General features: G+C 68.8%; 21 protein-coding genes and 1 tRNA gene. 10 read left to right on the top strand and 12 right to left on the bottom strand.

All coding sequences use genetic code 11. The features are described 5' to 3' along the window. Positions 1 to 565 precede the first annotated feature (565 nt). Positions 566 to 1,009: a hypothetical protein gene (locus ABZ463_RS32430; protein ID WP_362781894.1), complete on the top strand. Its 444-nt coding sequence runs from the start codon at positions 566 to 568 to the stop codon at positions 1,007 to 1,009. Between the two features lie 509 nt (positions 1,010 to 1,518). On the opposite strand, the gene ABZ463_RS32435 is transcribed toward ABZ463_RS32430, so the two are convergent. Together ABZ463_RS32435 and ABZ463_RS32440 are read right to left on the bottom strand one after the other, a co-directional pair. Beyond that, complete coding sequence (locus ABZ463_RS32435) at positions 1,519 to 2,358, bottom strand: integrase (RefSeq protein ID WP_362781897.1); 840 nt, start codon at positions 2,356 to 2,358, stop codon at positions 1,519 to 1,521. Then, entirely contained in the window at positions 2,358 to 3,191 is an 834-nt protein-coding gene (locus ABZ463_RS32440) for a sigma factor-like helix-turn-helix DNA-binding protein (RefSeq protein ID WP_362781900.1), read from the bottom strand. Before ABZ463_RS32440 ends, ABZ463_RS32435 begins: the two co-directional genes overlap by 1 nt. 228 nt (positions 3,192 to 3,419) lie before the next feature. On the opposite strand from ABZ463_RS32440, the gene ABZ463_RS32445 reads away from it, so the two are divergent. The 9 genes from ABZ463_RS32445 (at position 3,420) to ABZ463_RS32485 (ending at position 9,033) form a co-directional block, all read left to right on the top strand. Then, positions 3,420 to 3,797 (top strand): hypothetical protein, encoded by a 378-nt coding sequence (locus ABZ463_RS32445; protein WP_362781903.1) that lies wholly within the window; start codon positions 3,420 to 3,422, stop codon positions 3,795 to 3,797. Next, positions 3,794 to 4,117 (top strand): hypothetical protein, encoded by a 324-nt coding sequence (locus ABZ463_RS32450; protein ID WP_362781906.1) that lies wholly within the window; start codon positions 3,794 to 3,796, stop codon positions 4,115 to 4,117. The genes ABZ463_RS32445 and ABZ463_RS32450 overlap by 4 nt, the downstream gene beginning before the upstream one ends. 32 nt (positions 4,118 to 4,149) lie before the next feature. Beyond that, complete coding sequence (locus tag ABZ463_RS32455; protein WP_362781909.1) at positions 4,150 to 4,674, top strand: hypothetical protein; 525 nt, start codon at positions 4,150 to 4,152, stop codon at positions 4,672 to 4,674. A 268-nt stretch (positions 4,675 to 4,942) separates the two neighbouring features. Next, positions 4,943 to 6,187, top strand: a complete 1,245-nt coding sequence (locus tag ABZ463_RS32460; protein ID WP_362781912.1) for an AAA family ATPase — start codon at positions 4,943 to 4,945, stop codon at positions 6,185 to 6,187. Positions 6,188 to 6,339: 152 nt separating this feature from the next. After that, a complete protein-coding gene (locus ABZ463_RS32465; RefSeq protein ID WP_362781915.1) occupies positions 6,340 to 6,792 on the top strand; it encodes a hypothetical protein in 453 nt (150 codons plus the stop codon). Positions 6,793 to 6,796: 4 nt separating this feature from the next. Beyond that, positions 6,797 to 7,147, top strand: coding sequence for a hypothetical protein (locus ABZ463_RS32470; RefSeq protein ID WP_362781918.1), 351 nt, complete (start codon positions 6,797 to 6,799; stop codon positions 7,145 to 7,147). 85 nt (positions 7,148 to 7,232) lie between these two features. Then, the gene (locus ABZ463_RS32475; protein WP_362779483.1) at positions 7,233 to 7,448 is read left to right on the top strand and encodes a helix-turn-helix domain-containing protein; all 216 of its coding nucleotides are present in this window, start codon (positions 7,233 to 7,235) and stop codon (positions 7,446 to 7,448) included. Next, entirely contained in the window at positions 7,448 to 7,885 is a 438-nt protein-coding gene (locus tag ABZ463_RS32480) for a hypothetical protein (protein ID WP_362781921.1), read from the top strand. The genes ABZ463_RS32475 and ABZ463_RS32480 overlap by 1 nt, the downstream gene beginning before the upstream one ends. After that, positions 7,882 to 9,033 carry a tyrosine-type recombinase/integrase gene (locus tag ABZ463_RS32485; RefSeq protein ID WP_362781924.1) on the top strand — a complete coding sequence of 384 codons (1,152 nt, stop codon included), beginning with the start codon at positions 7,882 to 7,884 and terminating at the stop codon, positions 9,031 to 9,033. Before ABZ463_RS32480 ends, ABZ463_RS32485 begins: the two co-directional genes overlap by 4 nt. 91 nt (positions 9,034 to 9,124) lie before the next feature. On the opposite strand, the gene ABZ463_RS32490 is transcribed toward ABZ463_RS32485, so the two are convergent. The 10 genes from ABZ463_RS32490 to dnaA all read right to left on the bottom strand — a co-directional run bounded on the left by ABZ463_RS32490 (position 9,125) and on the right by dnaA (position 21,889). Next, positions 9,125 to 9,198, bottom strand: a tRNA-Ile gene (locus ABZ463_RS32490). A gap of 147 nt (positions 9,199 to 9,345) precedes the next feature. Beyond that, entirely contained in the window at positions 9,346 to 10,017 is a 672-nt protein-coding gene (locus ABZ463_RS32495; RefSeq protein WP_362781927.1) for a DUF3566 domain-containing protein, read from the bottom strand. A gap of 72 nt (positions 10,018 to 10,089) precedes the next feature. Beyond that, on the bottom strand, positions 10,090 to 12,582 hold the full coding sequence (gene gyrA, locus ABZ463_RS32500) for a DNA gyrase subunit A (RefSeq protein ID WP_362781931.1): 2,493 nt from the start codon (positions 12,580 to 12,582) through the stop codon (positions 10,090 to 10,092). Positions 12,583 to 12,624: 42 nt separating this feature from the next. Further along, positions 12,625 to 14,571 (bottom strand): DNA topoisomerase (ATP-hydrolyzing) subunit B, encoded by a 1,947-nt coding sequence (gene gyrB / locus ABZ463_RS32505; RefSeq protein ID WP_362781934.1) that lies wholly within the window; start codon positions 14,569 to 14,571, stop codon positions 12,625 to 12,627. A 301-nt stretch (positions 14,572 to 14,872) separates the two neighbouring features. After that, positions 14,873 to 15,478: a DciA family protein gene (locus ABZ463_RS32510; RefSeq protein ID WP_362781937.1), complete on the bottom strand. Its 606-nt coding sequence runs from the start codon at positions 15,476 to 15,478 to the stop codon at positions 14,873 to 14,875. Beyond that, positions 15,468 to 16,643, bottom strand: a complete 1,176-nt coding sequence (recF, locus tag ABZ463_RS32515) for a DNA replication/repair protein RecF (RefSeq protein ID WP_352013625.1) — start codon at positions 16,641 to 16,643, stop codon at positions 15,468 to 15,470. Before recF ends, ABZ463_RS32510 begins: the two co-directional genes overlap by 11 nt. A gap of 45 nt (positions 16,644 to 16,688) precedes the next feature. Beyond that, on the bottom strand, positions 16,689 to 17,630 hold the full coding sequence (gene gnd / locus ABZ463_RS32520) for a phosphogluconate dehydrogenase (NAD(+)-dependent, decarboxylating) (RefSeq protein ID WP_362781941.1): 942 nt from the start codon (positions 17,628 to 17,630) through the stop codon (positions 16,689 to 16,691). Between the two features lie 13 nt (positions 17,631 to 17,643). Further along, positions 17,644 to 18,402 (bottom strand): 3-keto-5-aminohexanoate cleavage protein, encoded by a 759-nt coding sequence (locus ABZ463_RS32525; RefSeq protein WP_362781945.1) that lies wholly within the window; start codon positions 18,400 to 18,402, stop codon positions 17,644 to 17,646. Positions 18,403 to 18,412: 10 nt separating this feature from the next. After that, positions 18,413 to 19,552, bottom strand: a complete 1,140-nt coding sequence (gene dnaN / locus ABZ463_RS32530) for a DNA polymerase III subunit beta (protein ID WP_362781948.1) — start codon at positions 19,550 to 19,552, stop codon at positions 18,413 to 18,415. A 573-nt stretch (positions 19,553 to 20,125) separates the two neighbouring features. After that, on the bottom strand, positions 20,126 to 21,889 hold the full coding sequence (dnaA, locus tag ABZ463_RS32535) for a chromosomal replication initiator protein DnaA (protein WP_362781950.1): 1,764 nt from the start codon (positions 21,887 to 21,889) through the stop codon (positions 20,126 to 20,128). Positions 21,890 to 22,054 lie beyond the last annotated feature (165 nt).

Consider the following 22,054-nt stretch of genomic DNA (forward strand, 5'->3'; position numbering starts at 1 on the left):
GCCTTTCACCCCCTGTTCCGCCCGGGGGGTCACGGGGGTCACACCCCCGGCCTGGCCGACGAGGGCCGTCAGGCGGGGTGTGGGAGTCCAACAGGCAGCCGAGCAAAGGCCGTGCCGGTCCCGAGGGCCGCGAAAAGAGGGGGCTCCCGGGGGGTCTAACACCCCTCCCACACCCCCGCGTTCGGGCTGTTCAGCAGGGGTGTGGGAGTCCCACGTGGGAGGGCGTTGGGGTGTTGGGGCCCAACGTGGGAGTCCAACACCCTTCTCACGCCCCTGACGCGGAGGTCTCACCGGGCGCAGCTGCCGAACAGCCGGCACCTGGAGAGAGAGTGTCAGGCCGCCGACGTCGCGGGACGAACCGGGAGACGCCTTCTTCCCGGGGCCGGTCGGGCTGGGGGTGTGTGGGCCACACAGGGGCGTCGAAGAGGGGGCCACGGGCTTCCCGGGCGGGGAATCCGGGGGGTTCGACGCCCCCGCACACCCCCACACACCCTGCTGTTTTCCCTGATCAGGCGGGTGTGTGGGCCACACGTGTGGGGGTGTGCGGGGTGTGTGGGCCACACGTGTGGCCCACACACCCCCCGAACACCACCCCGCCAGGCGCCACCGGCCCGCCCTCATAGCGGCGCTGAACCTCGACGACTCCGCGGAGAAGCAGGCAGGATCTGCCGGGGTCGCTGTTCACGCGGTCGCCCGGCTGCTGCTGATCGTGACCGCTGGGGCCGGTCTCGCCTACCGCCAGGCCGACGCCAAGGCTCCCGATCGGATCGGGCGTGAACGGTACGCCGAGCCGAGAGGCAGCGTGTTCACCAGCGCCGCGAACGCCAGGTGCGTGAACACGCCACGAAGCTGGAACAGCGGCGGGACCATGGGGCGAGGACGGCCCGTGAGCAGCAGGAACGGGCTGAACATGAGCGCCGTGAACGCAAACAGCACGAGCGCGCCGAACGTGAACACCAGGCGCACGAACAGCCGGAGCGGCAGGCCCGTGAGCGGGCTGAGGCGCTGACCCGCGAACGCCGTGAACGCCGTGACCTGAACACGGGCAGCAGCAGCATGAACGCTTTGGCGAATACCTGAACGTCCCACCCGATCACCCCAACTCCGTATGGGGATCAGCCTGTATCAGGTGATCGTGAGGATGGTACTGGACTTCGGCGCTGGGAAGACCACGCCTGCCATAGGAATGACGGTAGACAGCGTGAGTCAGGGCAGGCAGGCTATTCGTACGGCGATGAGGGAGAGATTATGAATTTCGGCGTCTCGGGCGTTGGCTTGGTCTTTATGCTGTTTGGCGCTTTCATACAGTTCCTGGTCATCTATTTCGCCGTACGCCTGGCCCTAAAGCATGACCGTGAACGTTCCGGACATGGTTGGCCGCGCGGATAGCCCTCGGAGAGCGGAGCGGCCAACACCAATGCTTAAGCGCCTTAAGCCGTGAGTGGCCGGGGCTGCAACTGCACGGCTTGAGGGAGGGCTCAACTCAGAAGGCCGTGCATGACGCATCACAGATAGCGTTCACCGTCGGATGGGGCGCGCCTGCCCAGTGACCGCGAGGAGTGCTGTGGCGTCGTCGTAGCGCTTCGTCCGGGGAAGCTGCGTTCCGTCTGCGTCGGCGTCTTCTGCCTGCCGTACCAGTGCGATGAGCCCTTCGGGGCCTTGCTTGGTGAGTACCGTCATGAGGTCCGGCCATCCGCCCAGCTCGAAGTCCACGTAGCGGGCGGCGCCGTCGCTGAGCAGGGCCGCCTGTCCTACGTCGCCGATGGGCAGCGAACCGGTAAGCGCCTGGTAGGCCGCTTCCGGCGCCGTGGCCGCGACCCAGTGACCGCCGAGGCGGTTGCGCAGCCTGCGTTGCTCGGTGACGAGCTTGAGCCGTTCGGCCTGGTGCTCCGGTGTGCCGGGGCGGAACCGGTTCATCCGGTCGCGGATCTCCGGCCCGATCTCGTCCACGCGCCGGTCGGCCAGCTGGCGGATGCCGTCCGGGCCGTCGAGCACGAGCACGGTGTCCGAGAGCACGAGGTAGTCAAGGCGCTGCTCATGCTCTCGGAGGACGACGACCGTCGAGGAGGGGCTTCCCGGATTCTGCAGGTCGCAGGTGTCGGTGTGAAGCGCGGTGACCTGGGAGATGCCCTGCGAGAGCGCGTCGGCGAGAGAGATCCCGGGGTGTGTGATGAGGAGGCCCATCACGCGCGTCCCCAGGTTCTCCACGTACCACGGCGTGCCGTGGACGCAGCCTGAGCCGAGCTCGGACGGGCCGCCGGCGCCGTCGAGCACGAGCGCGGCCCGGGTCGAGGCGAGCACGAAGTCCTCGTTGGGGCGGCTCTCACTGCCGGGAGCCGTGGCGAACGTGATGCGCATCAAGCCTCATCGTGACGGTAGAGCGGGGTCAGGAGCCTGCTGGCGGTGACCTGGTGCCCTTCGGGATCGAAGTCACACCCGACGACCGCGGAGAAGCGGCGCGTGCGCACTTCCTCGTAGAGCTTCGGAAGGTTGTTCTCGACGTAGTGGATCACGCCTTGCAGGCCCATCGCGTGGATGCCGCAGGCGTACAGGAACGTCCCGTGCTGGTCGGGCCGTGGGACTCGCGCGAGGTAGCCGATGCAGGAGTTTCCTCCCGTGTCCATCGGTGAGCGGTACACCTCGCCCGCGCGCTGGTCGACCAGGTGCCATCCCTGGTCGTCCTTGCGGAACTTGAGTGACGAGTCGGCTTCCAGCAGCTGCGCGACCAGGGGTGACAGGCGCGGCCCCAGCATCACGACGAGGTTGTCCCGGTTGAGATCGAAGATGCCGGGCGGGGGGACGTACTCCAGGGTCGATTCCAGGTCCATGCCCCGGGCGAACGTCTGGAGGCTGTTGGCGGCCTCCACGGTCTCCTGCGCCACGGCTGGCCTGCCGAACTCGGATTCCTTCTTGAGCGCCACGACGACGGTGAGCGGCCCGATGCCGAGGAATGCGCGCTCCGGTGGTGGCCCCGCCTTCGCGAGCTGGCTCACTCTGGCGCGCGTCAGTCCCAGGGCCTTCGCCACGTCGGCCTGGGTCATGCCGCGCTGGCGTAGCTCGTCGATCACCTCTCGGCGGATGCGAGCCAGCTCGGTTATCGCCGACTGGCACTCCGTCAGCAGCGCCGTAGCGCGCTGGCCACGATCTATCGGGTCTTCTACCTCAAGGAGTCGCTTCAGGTCCTCAAGCATCGAGCACACCACCCAGGGTTGTTAAGAGGGCTAGCACGACTCTAGCGATTCCCCTTGACGGTGGCGAGCAGCCGCCTTACCTTCGTTTGTGCAAGCCCCCTTAACAAGCCCGAGCGCGCCCCCTAAAGCGCCTTCTGGCAAAGGGTGATCTCTGTCCTTGCACGTGAGGACCCCGGCGGGCTGCCACCCACCGAGGTCCGGACCATCGATCAGTTGGGAGACCTCTCGATGTACGTCCACGCTACCCCGAGCGACTTCGCCTCCACACCCGTGCACGGCGCCTACCCCGCCGACGCTCCCCGGGTGCCGGTGACCCTGCGGTTGGAGCTGACGCAGGAGGAGGCCGCATCCGTACTGGCCGCCTTCAGCGTCGGCATGCGGGAGAATGACCCCCACGTCGCCCCGGCGGACGCCCCGAGCATCGCCGGGCAGATCCTCACCGACGTGGTTCTCCAGACGATCCGCGAGGCCACGCTTGTCACCCTCGACCAGGAGCAGGGCTACCCCCAGAGCGCCGGTTTCTACAACTGGTGCCGCCGCATGGTCGCCCCGGCCCCGCGCACCCAGGGCCAGCCCGCGCTGACCGGTACGGCGGTGGCCCGATGACCCCGCGCGTTGAGATGACCTACACCGAACTGGCCGTCGCCCTCTACGCCTCCGGCATGCCGACCGGCGCACACGCCATCCCCATGGAGCGGCTGGCCGCGTGGGTCGAGCAGGGAACCGCCCGCAAGGGCGGACGGGCGTCGGTGAAGTGGTACGCCTTCCAGGACTACAAGCAGAACACCACCCCCGGCGACCACAGCGCCGACCAGGCCGGACTATGGCCCGACCCCCACCGCGAGGACACCGCGCGCCACCTGGCATACACGCTCCTCCGGAGCGCCACGGCCGCCTCCGCGCTGACCGATACGGCGGTGGCCTGATGACCGCCTCTCCCGCGTCTCGCCCGCAAGACGTGAACCTGCGACTGGCCGCCCTGCTGCGGGAGGCCGGATTCTCCCGCAAGTCCTTCGCCCGCGCGTTGCGGCAGACCTCCGAGCGGATCGGCTGGCCGATCGCCTGTGACCACACCTCCGTCAGCCGGTGGATGCACGGCGTGGCCCCGCGCGCCGAGACGGCCGATCTCATCGTCATCACCCTCAGCCAGGCATTGGGCAGGAGCCTGACCGGCAAGGACGCCGGGATCAACGCCCCGGGCACACTGGCCGACGCCCCCGCCGGGCAGCGGGCCGTCTCGGTGGCGGTCGAGCGGGACCTTGAGGTGATGCGCCGCCGCCTGGAATGGCTGGTCAGCGAGACCACCCAGCTTTCCCGCACCCTCGACGCCCTGCGCAACGGCCCAAATCCCCCAGCCGACCAGACCGCACCGGGGCAGACGGCGCCGGTGCGCAGGGAGCCGGGCGCGCTGTACCGGCGGGCCGCGCACCGCCACGCCACCCGCGCCGCCTACCGGACCGGCCAGACGGGAGCGGCGCAGTGAGCACGGGCAGGCCCAATGCACGCCACCGTTCGCCCAGTACGTAGGGCCAGTAGCCCCCCTTACTCGCCCCTACTGGCCCTTACTGTCCGATTCGCCAACACCCGCCGGGGCCGCCTGTTTGCCCTGTACCCCGGCCAGTACGGCCCCGGTACACCCCGGCTCGACCTCAGCCGGTCGGTACCGGCCCCGTGTTCGACCTCCCTTTGTTCGTCCGTACGGACCGCCCGCCCTACCGGGGGTGGTCCGACCGCACAGGAGGACCGTGCTTGTGTCCCATCTGAACGGGTCCGCCAACGGGCACCCGCCCACGCTCACGGCAGGCCACACCTTCACCACCCTGACCCCGCACCCGCCGGAGACGTCTGACGTCCCCTTCCCGACCGGCCCCGACCTCGACCCCGGCGGCTTCGGCCCCGCCGGACCGGTGCCGGGGCGGCGCATCCGCCTCACCCCCGCCTCCTCGGTCCGTATCCGTGCGGTGCACTGGCTGTGGGATGAGCGGGTGCCCGCCGGGGCGCTGACCGTCATCCCGGGACGGGAGGGGATCGGCAAGTCGCTGACCCTGATCTGGCTGACCGCCCGTCTGACCCGGGGCGAGTTGCCCGGCATCCATTACGGCACACCACGGCCGGTCATCTACGCCGCGACCGAGGACTCCTGGGCGCAGACCATCGCGCCGAGGTTGCTGGCCGCCGGGGCCGACATGGAGCGTGTCTTCCAGGTCGAGGTGGAACGGCCCGGCGGGCTGGATCAGCTCACCCTGCCCCGCGACTGCGACGAACTCGCGCAGGTCATCGCGGAGATGGGGGTGGTGCTTCTGGCCGCCGACCCGCTGCTGTCGCTGATCAGCTCGACCATCAACACCCACCAGGACCGCGACCTGCGCACCGCCCTGGAACCCCTCGTCAGATTGGCCGACCAGACCGGATGCGCCGTGGTCGGCCTGGCCCACTTCAACAAGTCCGCCAGCTCGGATGCCCTGAATCTGATCACCGGGTCGCGGGCGTTCTCCGCCGTGGCGCGGGCGGTGCTGGCCATCGCCCGCGACCCCCAGGCCGACGACGGCTCCTGCGTCCTGTCCCAGGCCAAGAACAACCTCGGACGACTGGACGTGCCCTCACTGCGCTACGTCGTGCGTACCGCTGAGGTCCCCACCGACGACGAGAACGCCCCGGCAATGGTGGGGGTGCTGGACTTCACCGGCGAGTCCGACCGCAGCGTGGACGACATCCTCGCGGAGAACGCCAGCGACCCCGGCGACCGGGCCGAACGGGATGAGGCCGCCGCCTGGCTGAGCGCCTACCTGTCCGACCAGCCCAACCAGGAGAGCACCGCGACTGAGGTGTTCAAGGAGGGCAGCGCCGCCGGGTTCTCCAAGGACCAGCTCAAACGCGCCAAGACCAAAGCCCGCGTCGCCTCCCGCAAGTCCGACTTCGGCGGCGGGTGGGTCTGGGCGTTGCACACTCCTGGCCCTGCCAAGGGGGCGAAGGGCGCGAAGGGAGCGCCGTTTTGAGGCTCACGCCCTTCGCTCCCTTCACCCCGCCCGCCCGATGCCCGTACCACGCCGTGCCGTGCCGCCCCCGCCAAGAGAGCGAAGGGCGTAGGCCCCACAAACCCGCTCCCTTCGCGCTCTTCGCGCTCTTCGACCTTCAGGAGATCCCGCTCATGACGACCGCCGCTTACACGGCTCTGGCCGACCAGCTCAACGCCGCCACCACCGACGCCGCCCGCCACCAGGACCGCATCGCCCAGCACACCGGCGTGAAAGTCCGCACCATCAACCACCACCCATGGCTGCACGCCCAGATCATCACCCTGATCACCGCCCTCACCTCCGGCACCGCCCGCCTGTGCCCGCACATCAGCGCCTCACCCCGGGTCATCCACACCGCCGCCTGGGCACCCGGACACCTCACCTGCACCGCCTGCATCAGCGCCCTGCACCCCGGCGACGCCGAGGACAGCACTTGCGACCGATGCCGCCGCCCCTGCTCACCCATCTACCCCGGCATGGCCCAAACCGGGCCGATCCTGCTCGCCTACGGCCTGTGCCAGCGCTGCGCCCGCCGCACCGGCCTGGGCCAGCTCGCCCCCTTTCCTGTTCAGCGGAGGCGGTGACACCATGACCCATCCCTCGCCCGCCGCCTCTCTTGGTGTGCTCGGTGCCCGGCTGGCCGCCCTCGTCGGCGACCTCGACAGCCAGCACCGCCGCGAACAGGACGCCTATGCCCAGGGATACCGCGACGGCCACCGAACCGGCTGGCAGATCGGCTACGGCCACGCCCACCACGAAATGGCCGGCCACTGGGCACGCCTGGCCGCCCACGTCCGCCACCTCGCCCGCACCTCACCGATCGACGAGCTGGAACGGCGCCGGTGGGACGGACGCCGCGAGGACTTCGCCAACCCCCGCCCCACCGACCGCCAGAGCCGTCGCCTGGCCGCCGCCCTGACCCGACGACGAACCGCCTGACCTACGGCCCGTTCCGCCAAGCGGCCCCGGCCTTACCGACCAAAGCAGCGCCCGGGGCCGCACCTCACCAGGAGGCACACCCATCATGACCGTCTCCACGACGGACACCACTCCGAACGACCTGGAGCTGTACCGCATCACCGACGCCATGCGACTGCTCAAACTCAGCCGCACCGTCATCTACGAACAGCTGCGCACCGGACGCCTGAGATCGGTCCGCGAGGGCCGCGCCCGACGCATCCCGCCGTCCGCCATCCGCGACTACATCGCCCTGCTCGAACGAGAGGCACAGGCCGCCTGATGACCACCACCGACAACGGCCGCGACCCGTTCGACTGGCTGACCATCCCCGACATCCTGACCGACCTCGACATCCCGTTGAGCGACTGGCAGGAATGGGAGACCACCGGCCAGGCCCCATCCGGGGTCATCTTCCCCGACGGCCAGATCCGCATCAGCCGCCTGGCCTACCACCGGTGGCTGAACCAGCTCCCCTCCGTCCCGTTCTCCTTCACCGACCCCGCAGCGGTCCAGGAGGTGATCCGGCACGCCGTACGGCTGGCCGGGGACCGGGGCGTCAGCCGCGTCGAGTTGTGCGACCTGTTCGGCGACCACCTGGCCGAAAGCCTCGTGGATGAAGCCCTGAGCGCACTCGTCAAGGCCGGACGCTGCACCCCGACGACCATCACGATCGACGGCCACACCATCACCCGCTACCGCTACTGGGGACCACGATGACCAAACGACGCAGCCGCGGGGACGGCGGCCTGCACTGGGACGAACGGCGTCAGCGCTGGATCGCCACGGCCAGTCTCGGCCACGGCCCCGACGGCAAGCGCATCACCAAGCGGGGAAGCGGCAAGACCAAGACCGAGGCGAAAGCCAAGCTCAAGGAAGTACTCCGCGACTACGAGGACGGCCTGGCCATCGCCCCGGCGGATTACACCGTCGCGCATGCCGTGAACGACTGGCTCGCCTACGGGCTCAACGGTCGCGACAAGGGCACGGTGGACACCTGCACGATCCTGTCCAGGACTCACGTCATCCCGGCCCTGGGCGCGCGGAAGCTCCGCGACCTCAGCGCCGAGGACGTGGACCGCTGGCTCGCCGAGAAGGCGAAGACTCACAGCACGAGCACGCTTCAGCGTCTTCACTCGTGCCTGAACCGGGCCGTCAAGCACGCCATGGCCCGCGACAAGGTGCGGCGAAACGTCGTGGAGCTGTGCAAGGTTCCTCAGGGACGGGAAGGGCGGCCCTCGAAAGCGCTCACCCTGGTAGCGGCCGATGAGGTGCTCAAGGCTGCCGAGGGCAAGCAGTTGCACGCCTACATCGTGGTTTCCCTGCTCACCGGAGCGCGTACCGAGGAGCTTCGAGCACTCACCTGGAACCACGTAGACCTGGAAGGGCAGCCGAACGCCGTACCGGCCACGCCGCCGTATGTCGCGGTGTGGCGCTCGGTTCGCTCTGGGGGAGACACCAAGACCCGGAAGTCCCGGCGCACGCTCGCCCTGCCCAAACGCTGTGTGGACGTGCTGAGAGCCCACCAGCAGACGCAGCAGCGGGAACAGGAGAAGGCAGGGCAGCCGTGGGACGCCAACGGCCTTGTCTTCGCGTCTGCGGTCGGTACTCCGCTCGACTCCGCCAATGTCCGCCGGGCATTCCGAAGAGTCCTCAAGCACACGAGCTTGAACCCCGACGAGTGGACCCCTCGCGAGCTACGGCACAGCTTCGTGTCGCTGCTGTCAGACTCCGGTGTCCCCCTGGAGGAGATCTCTCGCCTGGTGGGCCACAGCAGCACGGCCGTCACGGAACTGGTTTACCGCAAGCAGATTCGCCCGGTTCTCCAGGGCGGCGCGGTGGCCATGGACCGCATCTTTGAGACCTGATCGGAAACGGTAGTCGCGCAGATAGACACGCAGAAAACAGAAGGGCCGCTATCCGGAGATCGGAGAGCGGCCTTTTTACTGGTCAGAAAGGTGGGGCTACCAGGACTTGAACCTGGGACCTCTTCCTTATCAGGGAAGCGCTCTAACCGACTGAGCTATAGCCCCTTGCGACATGAAGAACGGTATCGTATCCCGCTTTGGGAGGCGAATCCGTTCGGTCGAACAGGGAAAAGCTTACCCTGTCCCGACACCAGCTCGCGCCATGTCCCCGGCCCCACTCCTGGGGCGGCACCGGGGACACGACGGCGGTGGTTACTCGGCCTCGCTGAAGGTGACCTCGATGCCGCCGACCAGGTCGGAGGCGATGTTGTAGATCACCGCACCCAGAGTGGACAGAGCCGTGATCAGGACGACGTTCACGGCCCCGATCAGGGCGGTGTATCCGAGGATGCGGACCGGCTCGAACCAGGAGGCGACGTTGAAACCGTTCGCGGACGGCTTGCCGTCGGAGACGGTGAACTGGTTGACCGTCTGGATGATGCTGTCGAACACGCCGAGGCTGTTCAGCACCATGTAGAGCACCGCGACGGCGACGAACAGCACCACGAAGCAGACCAGGGAGACCACGAAGCTGAACTTCATGGCCGACCACGGCTCGACCCTGCGCAACACCAGGTGGGCCTTGCGCGGCGTACGCGGCGAGTTGTCGGAGGCCGGCTTCCTGGAGTCCTGCGACGGGGACGACAGGCCCGCAGGCGGGGGCGGGGGCGGCCCTCCCGAGGGTGACCAGGAGGAGTTTCCCTGCGGAGGGGTCGGACGGACGTGCACCGTGGTGTCGGGCACCTTGCCGTCCCCGGTGGTCGCCGTACCCGGCCTGCCCTTGCCGTCGGCCACCGGCTTGTCAGGCTCCGGGGCGGGCCTGCCACCCCCACCCGCTGACGGCTCACCCGCCTTGGCAGGATCTGCTTCGACGGCTTTATCCATTTTCTCCGACACCTGATCACGTGTTGACGAGGACGCGGGTCGCGATCCTGGCCTTGACTGGGCGCTCACGGGCTACTCACCTTCCCCGTTTTCCTCAGTCTCCAAAGAGTCAGCGTTGCGGGCGAGAGCCACGACGCTGTCTCCATCGACCAGATTCATCAGACGCACCCCCATGGTCTGGCGACCAGACTGCTTGATCTCTCCTGCGCTGGTCCTGATCACCCCACCGACGGACGTGATCGCGAAGACCTCGTCCTCCGGCCTGACCATGACCGCCCCGACCAGCTTGCCACGGGAACTGACGATCTTCGCGGTCAGGACACCCTTACCGCCTCGCCCCTGCACGGGGTACTGGTCAGCGGGTGTGCGCTTTGCATACCCACCCTCGGTGGCGACCAACACATCTTCGCCGTCGGCGATGCGGTTCATCGCCAGCAGCTCGTCACCGTCGAGGAAACGCATGCCGATCACGCCGCTGGTCGCCCGGCCCATCGGCCGCAGGGCCTCGTCGGAGGCGGTGAAGCGGATCGACTGGGCTCCGCGCGAGATCAGCAGGAGGTCGTCCTCCTCGGAGACAAGCCTGGCCGCGATCACTTCGTCATCTTCTCGCAGATTGATGGCGATGAGACCACCGGAACGCGGCGAGTCGTACTCGGAAAGGCGCGTCTTCTTCACCAGACCGCTACGGGTTGCCAGCACGAGGTACGGCGCGACCTCGTAGTCACGCAGGGCGAGCACCTCCATGACGACCTCGTCCGGCTGCATGGCCAGCAGGTTGGCCAGGTGCTGACCGCGGGCGTCCCTGCCCGAGTCGGGCAGCTCGTAGGCCTTGACCCGGTAGACCCGCCCCTTGTTCGTGAAGAACAGCAGCCAGTGGTGGGTCGTGGTGACGAAGAAGTGGTCGACGATGTCGTCCTGGCGCAGCTGCGCGCCCCGCACCCCCTTGCCGCCGCGCTTCTGCGCCCGGTAGAGGTCGGTGTTGGTGCGCTTGGCGTAGCCGCCGCGGGTGATCGTGACGACCATGTCCTCCTCGGCGAGGAGGTCCTCGATCGACATGTCGCCCTCGTAGGCGATGATCTCCGTCTTGCGCTCGTCGCCGTACTTGGCGGTGATCTCGGAGAGCTCGTCGAAGACGATGGTCCGCTGTCGCTCCGGCGAGGCCAGGATCTCCTGGTAGTCGATGATGTGCGCCATCAACGCGTCGTACTCGTCGGTGATCTGCTGGCGCTCCAGGGCGGCCAGCTTGCGCAGCTGCATGTCGAGGATGGCCTGCGCCTGGACCTGGTCGATCTCCAGCAGGGACATCAGGCCGCCCTGGGCGTCGGCCGCAGAGGGCGAACGCCGGATCAGCGCGATGACCTCGTCCATCCGGTCGAGCGCCTTGAGCAGCGCACGCAGGATGTGGGCCCGCTCCTCGGCCTTGCGCAGCAGGTAGCGGGTCCTGCGGACCACGACCTCGATCTGGTGGTCGACGTAGTGGCGGACGAACTGGTCGAGACGCAGGGTCCTGGGCACGCCGTCAACCAGCGCCAGCATGTTGGCGCCGAAGGTGGTCTGCAGCTGGGTGTGCTTGTAGAGGTTGTTCAGCACGACCTTGGCGACCGCGTCGCGCTTGAGCACGATGACCAGGCGCTGGCCGACCCGCGAGGAGCTCTCGTCACGGACGTCGGCGATGCCGCTGATGCGGCCGTCCTTGACCGACTCCGCGATGGCCAGCGCGAGGTTGTCCGGGTTGACGATGTAGGGCAGCTCGGTGACGACCAGGCACTGACGGCCCTTGGCGTCCTCCTCGACCTCGACGATCGCCCGCATGGTGATCGAGCCGCGTCCGGTGCGGTAGGTGTCGTCGATGCCCCTGCGGCCCACGATCAGGGCGCCGGTGGGGAAGTCGGGGCCCTTGACCCGGGCGATCAGCTCCTCAAGGAGTTCGTCGTCGCTCGCGTCGGGGTTCTGCAGGGCCCACTTGACGCCGTCGGCCACCTCGCGCAGGTTGTGCGGCGGGATGTTCGTCGCCATGCCGACCGCGATGCCCGCCGAGCCGTTGACCAGCAGGTTCGGGAACCGCGACGGCAGGACCAGGGGCTCCTGGGAGCGGCCGTCGTAGTTGGGCTGGAAGTCGACGGTCTCCTTGTCGATGTCACGGATCATCTCCATGGCGATCGGCGCGAGCTTGCACTCGGTGTAACGCATGGCGGCCGGCATGTCGTTGCCCGGCGATCCGAAGTTGCCCTGGCCGTCGACCAGGGTGTAGCGCAGCGCCCACGGCTGCGCGAGCCGTACGACCGTTCCGTAGATCGAGGAGTCGCCGTGCGGGTGGTAGGAACCCATCACGTCACCGACGACACGGGAGCACTTGAAGTAGCCGCGGTCGGGGCGGTAGCCGCCGTCGTACATGGCGTAGAGCACACGACGGTGCACCGGCTTGAGGCCGTCACGGACGTCGGGCAGCGCGCGGGACACGATGACGGACATCGCGTAGTCCATGTAGCTGCGCTGCATCTCCGACTGGATGTCGACGGGTTCGATGCGCTGGTGCTCCGTCGGCGGAGTGTTCACATCCGTCACTGGGATGGGTCCTTTACGAAAGAGAGGTCTGTACGGCTACCGCTACACATCGAGGAAACGGACGTCTCGCGCGTTCCTGATGATGAAGGAGCGGCGCGCCTCGACGTCCTCACCCATGAGGACGCTGAACAGCTCGTCGGCCTGGGCGGCGTCGTCGAGGGTGACCTGCAGGAGCACCCGGGTGTCGGGGTTCATCGTCGTGTCCCAGAGCTGGCCGGCGTTCATCTCGCCCAGACCCTTGAACCGCTGGATGCCGTCGTGCAGGCGCGGGTCGCGCTTGCCCCGCTGCATGCCGTCCTCGATGATCGCGTCACGCTCGCGGTCGGAGTAGGCGTAGGAGGCGTCCTCGCCCCTGCGGTCCCACTTGATCTTGTAGAGCGGCGGCTGGGAGAGGTAGACGTGCCCCGCCTCGATCAGCGGGCGCATGAAACGGAACAGCAGTGTCAGCAGCAGCGTGTTGATGTGCTGGCCGTCGACGTCGGCGTCCGCCATCAGGATGAGCTTGTGGTAGCGGAGTTTGGTGATGTCGAACTCGTCGTGGACCCCGGTGCCCATGGCGGTGATCAGCGCCTGGACCTCGGCGTTCTTCAGCACCTTGTCGATGCGGGCCTTCTCCACGTTCAGGATCTTGCCGCGGATGGGCAGGATGGCCTGGAACTTGGAGTCGCGGCCGCCCTTGGCCGAGCCGCCCGCCGAGTCACCCTCGACGATGAACAGCTCGCACTTCTCCGGGTCGCTCCACTGGCAGTCGGCCAGCTTGCCCGGCAGGCCGGAACCTGATTCGAGCAGCGACTTGCGCCGGGTGAGGTCGCGGGCCTGGCGGGCCGCGATGCGGGCGCGCGCGGCCTGCAGGGACTTGTTGATGATGTCCTTGGCCTCGCCGGGGTTGCGCTCGAACCAGTCGCGCAGGTGGTCGTTGCAGGCCTTCTGCACGAACGACTTGGCCTCGGTGTTGCCCAGCTTGGCCTTGGTCTGCCCCTCGAACTGCGGGTCGGCCAGCTTCACCGAGATGATCGCGGTCAGGCCCTCGCGGATGTCCTCACCGCTGAGGTTGTCGTCCTTGCCCTCCTTGAGGAACTTCTGCTCACGCGCGTAGCGGTTGACGATCGACGTCAACGCCGCGCGGAAGCCCTCCTCGTGGGTGCCGCCCTCCGCGGTGTTGATGGTGTTGGCGAAGGTGTAGACCGACTCGGAGTAGGAGTTGTTCCACTGCATGGCGATCTCGACGGAGATGCCCTCGCCGTGCTCCTCGAAGTCGACCACCGAGACGTGCGCGGGTTCCTTCTTGGAGTTCAGGTGCCTGACGAAGTCGGCCAGGCCGCCCTCGTAGTGGTAGACGATCTCGACGGGTTCGTCGTTGACGGCGTGGTCCGGCCGCTCGTCGCGCAGTGAGATGGTCAGGCCCTTGTTCAGGAAGGCCATCTCCTGGAAGCGCCGCGAGAGCGTCTCGAAGTTCCACGTGGTGGTCTCGAAGATGGTGTCGTCGGCCCAGAAGGTGATCGAGGTGCCGGTCTCGTCGGTCGCCTCGCCCTTCGCCAGGGGAGCGGTCGGCTTGGAGTGGGAGTAGTTCTGCCGCCAGTAGTGACCGTCGGTGCGGATCTCCACGTCCAGCGCCGTGGACAGGGCGTTCACCACCGAGACACCGACGCCGTGCAGACCGCCGGAGACGGCGTACGACTTGCTGTCGAACTTGCCTCCCGCGTGCAGCACGGTCAGGACGACCTCGACGGCGGGGCGGCCCTCCGCCTCGACGATGCCGACGGGAATGCCTCGGCCGTTGTCGACGACCCTGACGCCGTTGTCGGCGAGGAGGGTCACCTCGATCCTGTCGGCGTGCCCGGCCAGGGCCTCGTCGACGGAGTTGTCCACGACCTCGTAGACGAGGTGGTGGAGACCACGTTCACCGGTCGAGCCGATGTACATTCCCGGGCGCTTACGGACCGCCTCAAGTCCTTCGAGGACGGTGATTGAGCTAGCGTCGTAGGACAAGTGCGAAATCCTCCTGCCGCGGACACGCGGCGAACGGCCCTGTCGGCCCCGCCGTGCCCGTCACCGTCGTGAATGCCCCGATGCGCTCACCCGGGGGAAGTCGGCGCGGTGGCCGGGGTGACACGCAAGCGGACTGTGTCCGGAATTCGATTTCATTCTAGCGTCTCCGGACGTGTCGTGCGGCATTGACGGGCTCTGGAGGCCTCTGTCGCGCGTCGACCCTCTGCTTACGCATCCCCCTACAGGGAGGGGTGTAGCCGCGCCAGAAAGGCCGCTGATCCGTTTTCCGAGTTGTTGATCATCACCCATAGGTGTCGCCTGAACCACGGCTCCCCGTGACACGCAGGCCACCGCTCGGCCGCGGCCCGTTCTGCGGCCCGCGCACCCGCACGCGCCGTACGGTCCCGTCGCCGAGCTCCTCGTTCAGCCGCCTGACGAGCGTGGCCGCGAGCAGCCTGACCTGGGTCGCCCAGGCCGTGGAGTCCGCGACCACCACGACCTCTCCCTCGGCGAAGGTCTCCGGTCTGGTGTGCGCGGCCAGGTCGACGCCGACGATCTCGTGCCAGCGGCCGAACACCCCGCCGACCGCGACCGGCCGCTCCCAGCCCCGGTCCGCGAGCAGGTCGGCGATGGCGCTGCCGAAAAGCCTCGGGTCGCCGCCGTCCCTGCGCTGGCCGTACGGCTTGCGCCGGGGTTCGCGGCGGGGGAGCTGGCCGCGCTTGGCGGCGTCGGCCTTGGCCTGGGCGAGCTTCTCCCTGGCCATCGCGGCGCCCTTGGCGGCGGTCGCCTTGGCCGCCTCCTGCCCGGCCTGCCGCGCGGGTCCCTTCCCGGTCCCCGCCGTGGAACCCCCCGCGGACCCCTCCGCGGGGCCCTGGGCGCGTCCTGCGGCCGGCTCCTCAGCGGACACGGGCCACGCTTCCCTCGGTCACGTCGAAGCGGGCGCCGATCAGCTCGGCGGGCACGTCGGCGGCGACCGCGGCGGTGATCAGCACCTGCTCGGCGGGCGCCACGATCTCGGCCAGGCGGCGGCGGCGCTGGCTGTCCAGCTCGGCGAAGACGTCGTCGAGGATCAGCACCGGGTCGCCGCCGTCGCTCCTGAGCAGGTCGTAGGCGGCCAGTCTGAGCGCGAGCGCGAACGACCACGACTCGCCGTGGCTGGCGTAGCCGCGCGCGGGCAGCTCGCCGAGGCCGAGGAACAGGTCGTCGCGGTGCGGGCCGACGAGGGTGACACCGCGTTCGAGCTCGGTGGCGCGCACGTCGAGCAGGGCGGCGCGGATGCGCCCCTCAAGGTCCTCCCCGGCCGTTTCCTCCGGTCCGTCCTCGGGCAGGGTGCCGCGGTAGTCGAGGACGGCCGGGGCCGAGGTGGGGGCGAGCGAGGCGTAGGCGGAGGCGACGAGCGGGCGCAGCTCCTCGATCAGCCCGAGGCGGGCGGCGAGCAGCTCGGCGCCGAACTTCGCCAGGTGAGTGTCCCAGACCTCCAGCGTGCTCAGCGGGTCTCCCGCCCCGGCCGCGGCGAAGGCGGCGTCGCTCTCCGCCCGCCTTCCGCTCCTGCCGCGCCGTGACTGCGCGGCCACCCGCAGCAGGGCGCCGCGCTGCTTGAGCACCCGGTCGTAGTCGGCCCTGACCCCGGCGAACCGGGGGGCCCTGGCCACCAGCAGGTCGTCGAGATAGCGGCGGCGCTCACCGGGGTCGCCCTTGACCATGGCGAGGTCCTCGGGGGCGAACAGGACGGTGCGCAACATGCCGACCACGTCGCGCGGGCGGGAGACGGGCGAGCGGTTCAGCCTGGCCCGGTTGGCCCGGCCCGGATTGATCTCCAGCTCGATCAGCGCCCGCCGGTCGTCACGCACGACGACCGAGCGCACGATCGCCCGCGCCGCGCCCTGCCGTACCAGGGGGCCGTCGGTCGCCACCCGGTGGCTGGAGTGGCTCGCCACGTAGCCCAGCGCCTCGACCAGGTTGGTCTTGCCCTGGCCGTTCGGGCCGACGAACGCCGTGACGCCCGGCTCAAGGCCGAGGTCGACGGCGTCGTAGGACCGGAAGTCGGTCAGCGCGAGATGGGCGACGTGCACCTCAGGAAGACTAGCCGCCCCCGTCCTTCACCGGAGCCTCGCCGGTCAACGGTCCGTCTCGGCAGGGGGGACGACGTCGGCGCCGGGGGCGTCGGCGCCCTTGCCGGTCTGGCCCTCCTTCGAGGTGACCGCGTGCCCGCCGAACTGGTTGCGCAGCGCCGCGACGACCTTCATGGCCGGGGAGTCGTCCTGGCGGGAGGCGAACCTGGCGTACAGCGCGGCGGTGATGACCGGCAGCGGGACGGCGTGGTCGACGGCCGCCTGGACCGTCCACCTGCCCTCGCCCGAGTCCTCGGCGTAGCCCCTCAGGTCGGCCAGCTCAGGGTCGTCGTCGAGCGCGCGCACCAGCAGGTCGAGCAGCCAGGAGCGGATGACGGTGCCGTGCCGCCAGCTGGAGAAGGCCCCGGCCACGTCGGTCACGACGTCGGAGGCCTCAAGCAGCTCCCAGCCCTCGGCGAAGGCCTGCATCATGCCGTACTCGATGCCGTTGTGGACCATCTTCGCGAAGTGCCCGGCGCCGACGGCTCCCGCGTGCACGAAGCCGCCGTACTCCGGCTTGAGGGTCTCGAAGACCGGCATCAGGCGCTGAACGTCGTTGTCGGCGCCGCCGACCATGAGGGCGTAGCCGTTCTGCAGGCCCCAGACGCCGCCGCTCACCCCGCAGTCGACGAAGCCGACGCCCCGCTCGCCGAGCTGTGCGGCGTGCTTCTGGTCGTCGAGGTAGTGCGAGTTCCCGCCGTCGATCACGATGTCGCCGTCGGACAGCAGACCGCCAAGCTCCTCGACGGTGGCCTGGGTCGGCGCGCCCGCGGGCACCATGACCCACACCGCGCGCGGCGCCTGGAGCCGTTCGACCAGCTCCTTCAGGCTGGAGACGTCACTGACCGCCGGGTCACGGTCGTAACCGACGACGTCGTGACCCCCGCGGCGCAGCCGCTCGGCCATGTTGCCGCCCATCTTGCCCAGCCCGACCATGCCGATCTGCATACGAGCACCCCCTTCAGGGTTCCATCATCCACCTGTCGCCGAGTCGCGCCAGCGCGAGCCGCACCAGGTGGGCGTTTCCTTCCACAGGGCCGCCGTCGGGGCTGTGGAGGACGTCCTCAAGGCCGATACGCGTGGCCAGACCCAGCTGCCCCGCTTCGTCCACGAGTATCCACGCCGGTCCCTCCTCGCCGTGGAGCAGCCTGGGGCCGGGTACGGCCAGCTCGTCGAGACGCCCGAGCACGGCCCGCGCCCGGGAGACCGCGGTCTCCTCGGCGCCGCCGATGATCTCGACGAGCACCCGTGCGCACCCGAGACCGGTCGCGGCGAGCGCCTCGGCGTCGTCGACGGACCAGACCCCGGCCTCGACGTCCACGCCGAGCCGCCGAAGATCATGCCACAGGCCGGGGAAGCCGGGTTCCGAGAGGTTCACCGAGGCGAAGTCTGGCCGGTCCTGTGGAGAGAGCGCCGCCCACCCCCGTACGGCCTCGCGCCTGGCGCCCTCGTCGCCCCCGGTCATCCACAGGCCCGTGCTCACCCCGACGGGCAGCCCGGGGCAGGCCAGCCGTACGGCCCGCACGGCCGCGCCGATGTGGACGGCGCTGAGAGACTCCCTGCCCGCCTCGTCGCGCGGGTGCATGTGCACAGCCGTCGCACCCGCCCCACGCGCCTCACGGGCCGCCTCAGCGAGCTCCAGAGGGGTCACAGGGACCGCGGGGTGCTCGTCGGGCCGTCTGTCGCCGTTGAGACACGCCTTCAGCGTGATCCGGCTCACAGGCTGTGGATCAGCTCGACAGGCGGATGGGCATGATCAGGTAGCGGTAGTCGGGCACGCCCCCGTCGTCCACAGGCTTGCCGCCGGTGAGGATGGCGGGCTTGGTCGAGGTGGTCATCTGCAGCCTGGCCACGTCGGAGTCGATCGCGCCCAGCCCCTCAAGCAGGAACTGGTGGTTGAAGGCGATGTTGATGTCGTCGCCCTCGAAGTCGACCGGCAGCACCTCGACCGCCTGGGCCTCGTCGCCGCTGCCCGCCTCAAGGACGACCTCGCCGTTGCGGAAGGCCAGGCGCACCGGCGTGTTGCGTTCGGCGACCAGGGCCACGCGCTTGACGGCCTCGACGAAGGCGCCGGTCGCCAGGTCGGCCCTCGCGGAGAACTCGGTCGGCAGCAGCGAGCGGTACTTGGGGAACTCGGGGTCGAGCAGGCGGGTGGTCGTACGGCGGCCCGCGCTGGAGAAGCCGATCATGCCCTCGCCGGTCCCGCCGACGGAGCTCATCGCGATCTCGACCTCGGCGCCGGTGCTGCCCAGGGCCTTGGCCGCGTCGGCGAGGGTCTTGCCGGGGATCATGGCGACGGCGGAGAAGTCGGGCTGGCCCGGCTGCCACTTCAGCTCACGCACGGCCAGGCGGTAGCGGTCGGTCGCGGCGAGGGTGACGGTGTCGCCCTCGATCTCCATGCGCACGCCGGTCAGCATCGGCAGCGTGTCGTCCTTGCCCGCGGCGACGGCGACCTGGCCGACGGCGGAGGCGAACACGTCGCTGCCGACCCGGCCCGCGGCCGGCGGCATGGTCGGCAGGGAGGGGTAGTCCTCCACAGGCATGGTCAGCAGGGTGAACCGGGCACTGCCACAGGTGACGACCGCCTTGGCGCCCTCGACGACGAAGTCCACAGGCTGTGCGGGCAGCGCCCTGGTGATCTCGGCGAGCAGCTTGCCGGAGACCAGCACGACGCCGGCCTCACCGGTCTGGGGTTCGAGGGTCACCTCGGCGGACACCTCGTAGTCGAAGCCGGAGAGCTTCAGCTGCCCGCCGTCCGTCACCTCCAGGCGCATGCCGGCGAGCACCGGCACGGAAGGACGCGCCGGCAGGCTGCGTGCCGTCCAGGCGACGGCCTCGGCGAGCACGTCTCGCTCGATACGGAACATCACGGGGATCTGCCTCCTGTGTGTGAGCGCTGTCCGCTCGGTGCCTTGGGTTCAAGTGTTCACTGTCCCGCACCTGCGCTCCCCCGGAACCCTTCTGTGGGTCTTGAGTTCTCTAGTTAGAGATACAAGGGGTCATCGCATTAGGGGCGGTGGATACTGTGGAAATCCTGTGTTTCCGCAGATCAGACTAGGTTTTTTCATCCACCGGGGGTGTGGGTGGAGGGTGTGGAGAACTCGGCGGCCTGGGGAGAACCTCGCTGTACCCACAGGCCGTCCCCAGATCGAGGGGTCTTCATCCACCGGTTATCCACGAGGTTTCCCCAGGTTATCCACTGGGTAAGAGGTCGTTTTGTCCTTGTGGAAAACGCTCTTCACAGGGCGTCCCCAGGTTGTCCACGAGTTCTCCCCAAGTTGTCCCCAGGTTCTCCCCAGAGTTGTCCCCAGCTTGCTCAAACGTGTTGAAACCATCGAAACCGGCATGTTCACGGTGGAAACTCCTCCTCCATTGGTTGAGGCGGAGTCGTACATTTGATCCACAAGGTTTTCCACAGCCTGTGTATCGCGTCCGGGGAAAACTCATCCATTGCGCGACTGCTGCTTGATCCTGGTGGTCAGCTCGTTGACCTGGTTGTAGATCGAGCGGCGCTCGGCCATGAGGGAACGGATCTTCCGGTCGGCGTGCATGACCGTGGTGTGGTCGCGTCCACCGAACTGCTGGCCGATCTTGGGCAGCGACATGTCGGTCAGCTCCCTGCACAGATACATGGCGATCTGCCGGGCGGTGACCAGGACCCGCGAGCGCGACCCGCCGCACAGGTCGTCGATCGACAGGCCGAAGTAGGCCGCGGTCGAGGCCATGATCGTGGCGATCGTTATCTCGGAGCCCGCGTCCTCGGTGATCAGGTCCTTGAGCACGACCTCGGTGAGCTGCAGGTCGACCGACTGCCGGTTGAGGCTGGCGAACGCGGTGACCCTGATCAGCGCGCCCTCCAACTCGCGGATGTTGGTGGAGATCCGGCTCGCGATGTACTCCAGGACCTCGGGCGGCGCGGCCAGGCCCTCCTGGATGGCCTTCTTGCGCAGGATCGCGATGCGGGTCTCAAGCTCGGGCGGTTGCACGTCGGTGATCAGTCCCCACTCGAACCGGTTGCGCAGCCGGTCCTCCAGGGTGACCAGCTGCTTGGGGGCGCGGTCGCTGGAGATGACGATCTGCTTGTTGGCGTTGTGCAGGGTGTTGAAGGTGTGGAAGAACTCCTCCTGCGTCTGTTCCTTGCCCTCGAGGAACTGGATGTCGTCCACCAGCAGGATGTCCACAGCCCGGTAGCGTCCGCGGAAGTTGTCGGCCTTGTGGTCGCGGATGGAGTTGATGAAGTCGTTGGTGAACTCCTCCGAGCTGACGTATCTCACCCGGGCGCCGTCGTAGAGGCTCTGCGCGTAGTGGCCGATCGCGTGCAGCAGGTGCGTCTTGCCCAGTCCTGAGTCGCCGTAGATGAACAACGGGTTGTAGGCCTTGGCCGGGGCCTCGGCGACGGCGACCGCCGCGGCGTGGGCGAAGCGGTTGCTCGATCCGATGACGAAGGTCTCGAAGGTGTACTTCGGGTTGAGCCTGGCGGGTTCCCCCTGCTGCTGGGTACGGCCTCCCCGGCCGTCCCATCTGTTCTGCACGGGGCCCGCGGCCTGCGGGGGCGAGGGGCGGTCGAAGTTGTTCTGCCCGTGCCGTTCGAACCCGTCGGACTCCTGGTGCGGGGGCGTGGGCTGCGGGGTGTAGCCGCCGCGGCCGTACCCGCCCCCCTGTTCCTGCGGGGCCGGCGCCGAGGGCTCCCCCGGGAGGAACGGCTGCTGCGCTCCGTCCTCACCCTGTTGATAACCGTAGTGACCCTGTGGGCCGTGCTGTGGATATTCGGTGGACGGCGTCGGCGCAGGTCCCTGCCCCTGGAAGGGGTTCTGCAGGCCGGAAGCGTTGTGGAGCTGGGGTGTCACGGGCTGTGCATAACCCTGCTGGGGACCCCCAGGCTGGGGATAACCGTGCGCGGGCGGCTGGGGATAACCGTCTCCTCTGGAGACCCCGGGGTCGGAACCGGCCGCGCTGGGGTCGACCATGACCGCGACCCGCATGGGGCGGCCGAACTCCTGGGAGAGCGCGTGGCTGATCAGGGGGCGGAGCTTGTTCTCCAGGACGTCCCTGGCGAAGTCCGTCGGGGCGGCGAGGACCACGGTGTCGTTCATGAGGCCGAACGGGCGGGTCATGCCGAGCCAGACCCGTTGCTGGGAGGGGACGCTCGCGTTGAGGGAGTTCTCCAACGCCCGTTCCCACACCTCGCTGAGGTCCAAGTTGTCCATGCCCGGCCATCCTCCTGTCGACGCGGTCACCGCACCTGCTCACCGCGATCTGTTATCCACACCGATGGCCGCCGGGCACATCGGATTCCCCTGTTTTCCACATGTCGGAGCCCCTGCTGCCCGTCCGGGGTCGCCGCTCGGAATCCACATCGAATCCACACCGCA

The sequence above is a fragment of the Streptosporangium sp. NPDC020145 genome (assembly GCF_040631275.1).
GTDB lineage: Bacteria > Actinomycetota > Actinomycetes > Streptosporangiales > Streptosporangiaceae > Streptosporangium.

What these genes read in the sequence shown, in the direction of transcription:
- ABZ463_RS32465 (WP_362781915.1), top strand. Translation starts at nt 6,340, where the DNA reads ATGACGACCGCCGCTTACACGGCTCTGGCCGACCAGCTCAACGCCGCC.
- gnd (WP_362781941.1), bottom strand. Translation starts at nt 17,630, where the DNA reads ATGCAGATCGGCATGGTCGGGCTGGGCAAGATGGGCGGCAACATGGCC.
- ABZ463_RS32445 (WP_362781903.1), top strand. Translation starts at nt 3,420, where the DNA reads ATGTACGTCCACGCTACCCCGAGCGACTTCGCCTCCACACCCGTGCAC.
- ABZ463_RS32475 (WP_362779483.1), top strand. Translation starts at nt 7,233, where the DNA reads ATGACCGTCTCCACGACGGACACCACTCCGAACGACCTGGAGCTGTAC.
- dnaA (WP_362781950.1), bottom strand. Translation starts at nt 21,889, where the DNA reads ATGGACAACTTGGACCTCAGCGAGGTGTGGGAACGGGCGTTGGAGAAC.
- ABZ463_RS32435 (WP_362781897.1), bottom strand. Translation starts at nt 2,358, where the DNA reads ATGCGCATCACGTTCGCCACGGCTCCCGGCAGTGAGAGCCGCCCCAAC.
- ABZ463_RS32440 (WP_362781900.1), bottom strand. Translation starts at nt 3,191, where the DNA reads ATGCTTGAGGACCTGAAGCGACTCCTTGAGGTAGAAGACCCGATAGAT.
- ABZ463_RS32450 (WP_362781906.1), top strand. Translation starts at nt 3,794, where the DNA reads ATGACCCCGCGCGTTGAGATGACCTACACCGAACTGGCCGTCGCCCTC.
- ABZ463_RS32495 (WP_362781927.1), bottom strand. Translation starts at nt 10,017, where the DNA reads ATGGATAAAGCCGTCGAAGCAGATCCTGCCAAGGCGGGTGAGCCGTCA.
- ABZ463_RS32470 (WP_362781918.1), top strand. Translation starts at nt 6,797, where the DNA reads ATGACCCATCCCTCGCCCGCCGCCTCTCTTGGTGTGCTCGGTGCCCGG.
- ABZ463_RS32480 (WP_362781921.1), top strand. Translation starts at nt 7,448, where the DNA reads ATGACCACCACCGACAACGGCCGCGACCCGTTCGACTGGCTGACCATC.
- ABZ463_RS32485 (WP_362781924.1), top strand. Translation starts at nt 7,882, where the DNA reads ATGACCAAACGACGCAGCCGCGGGGACGGCGGCCTGCACTGGGACGAA.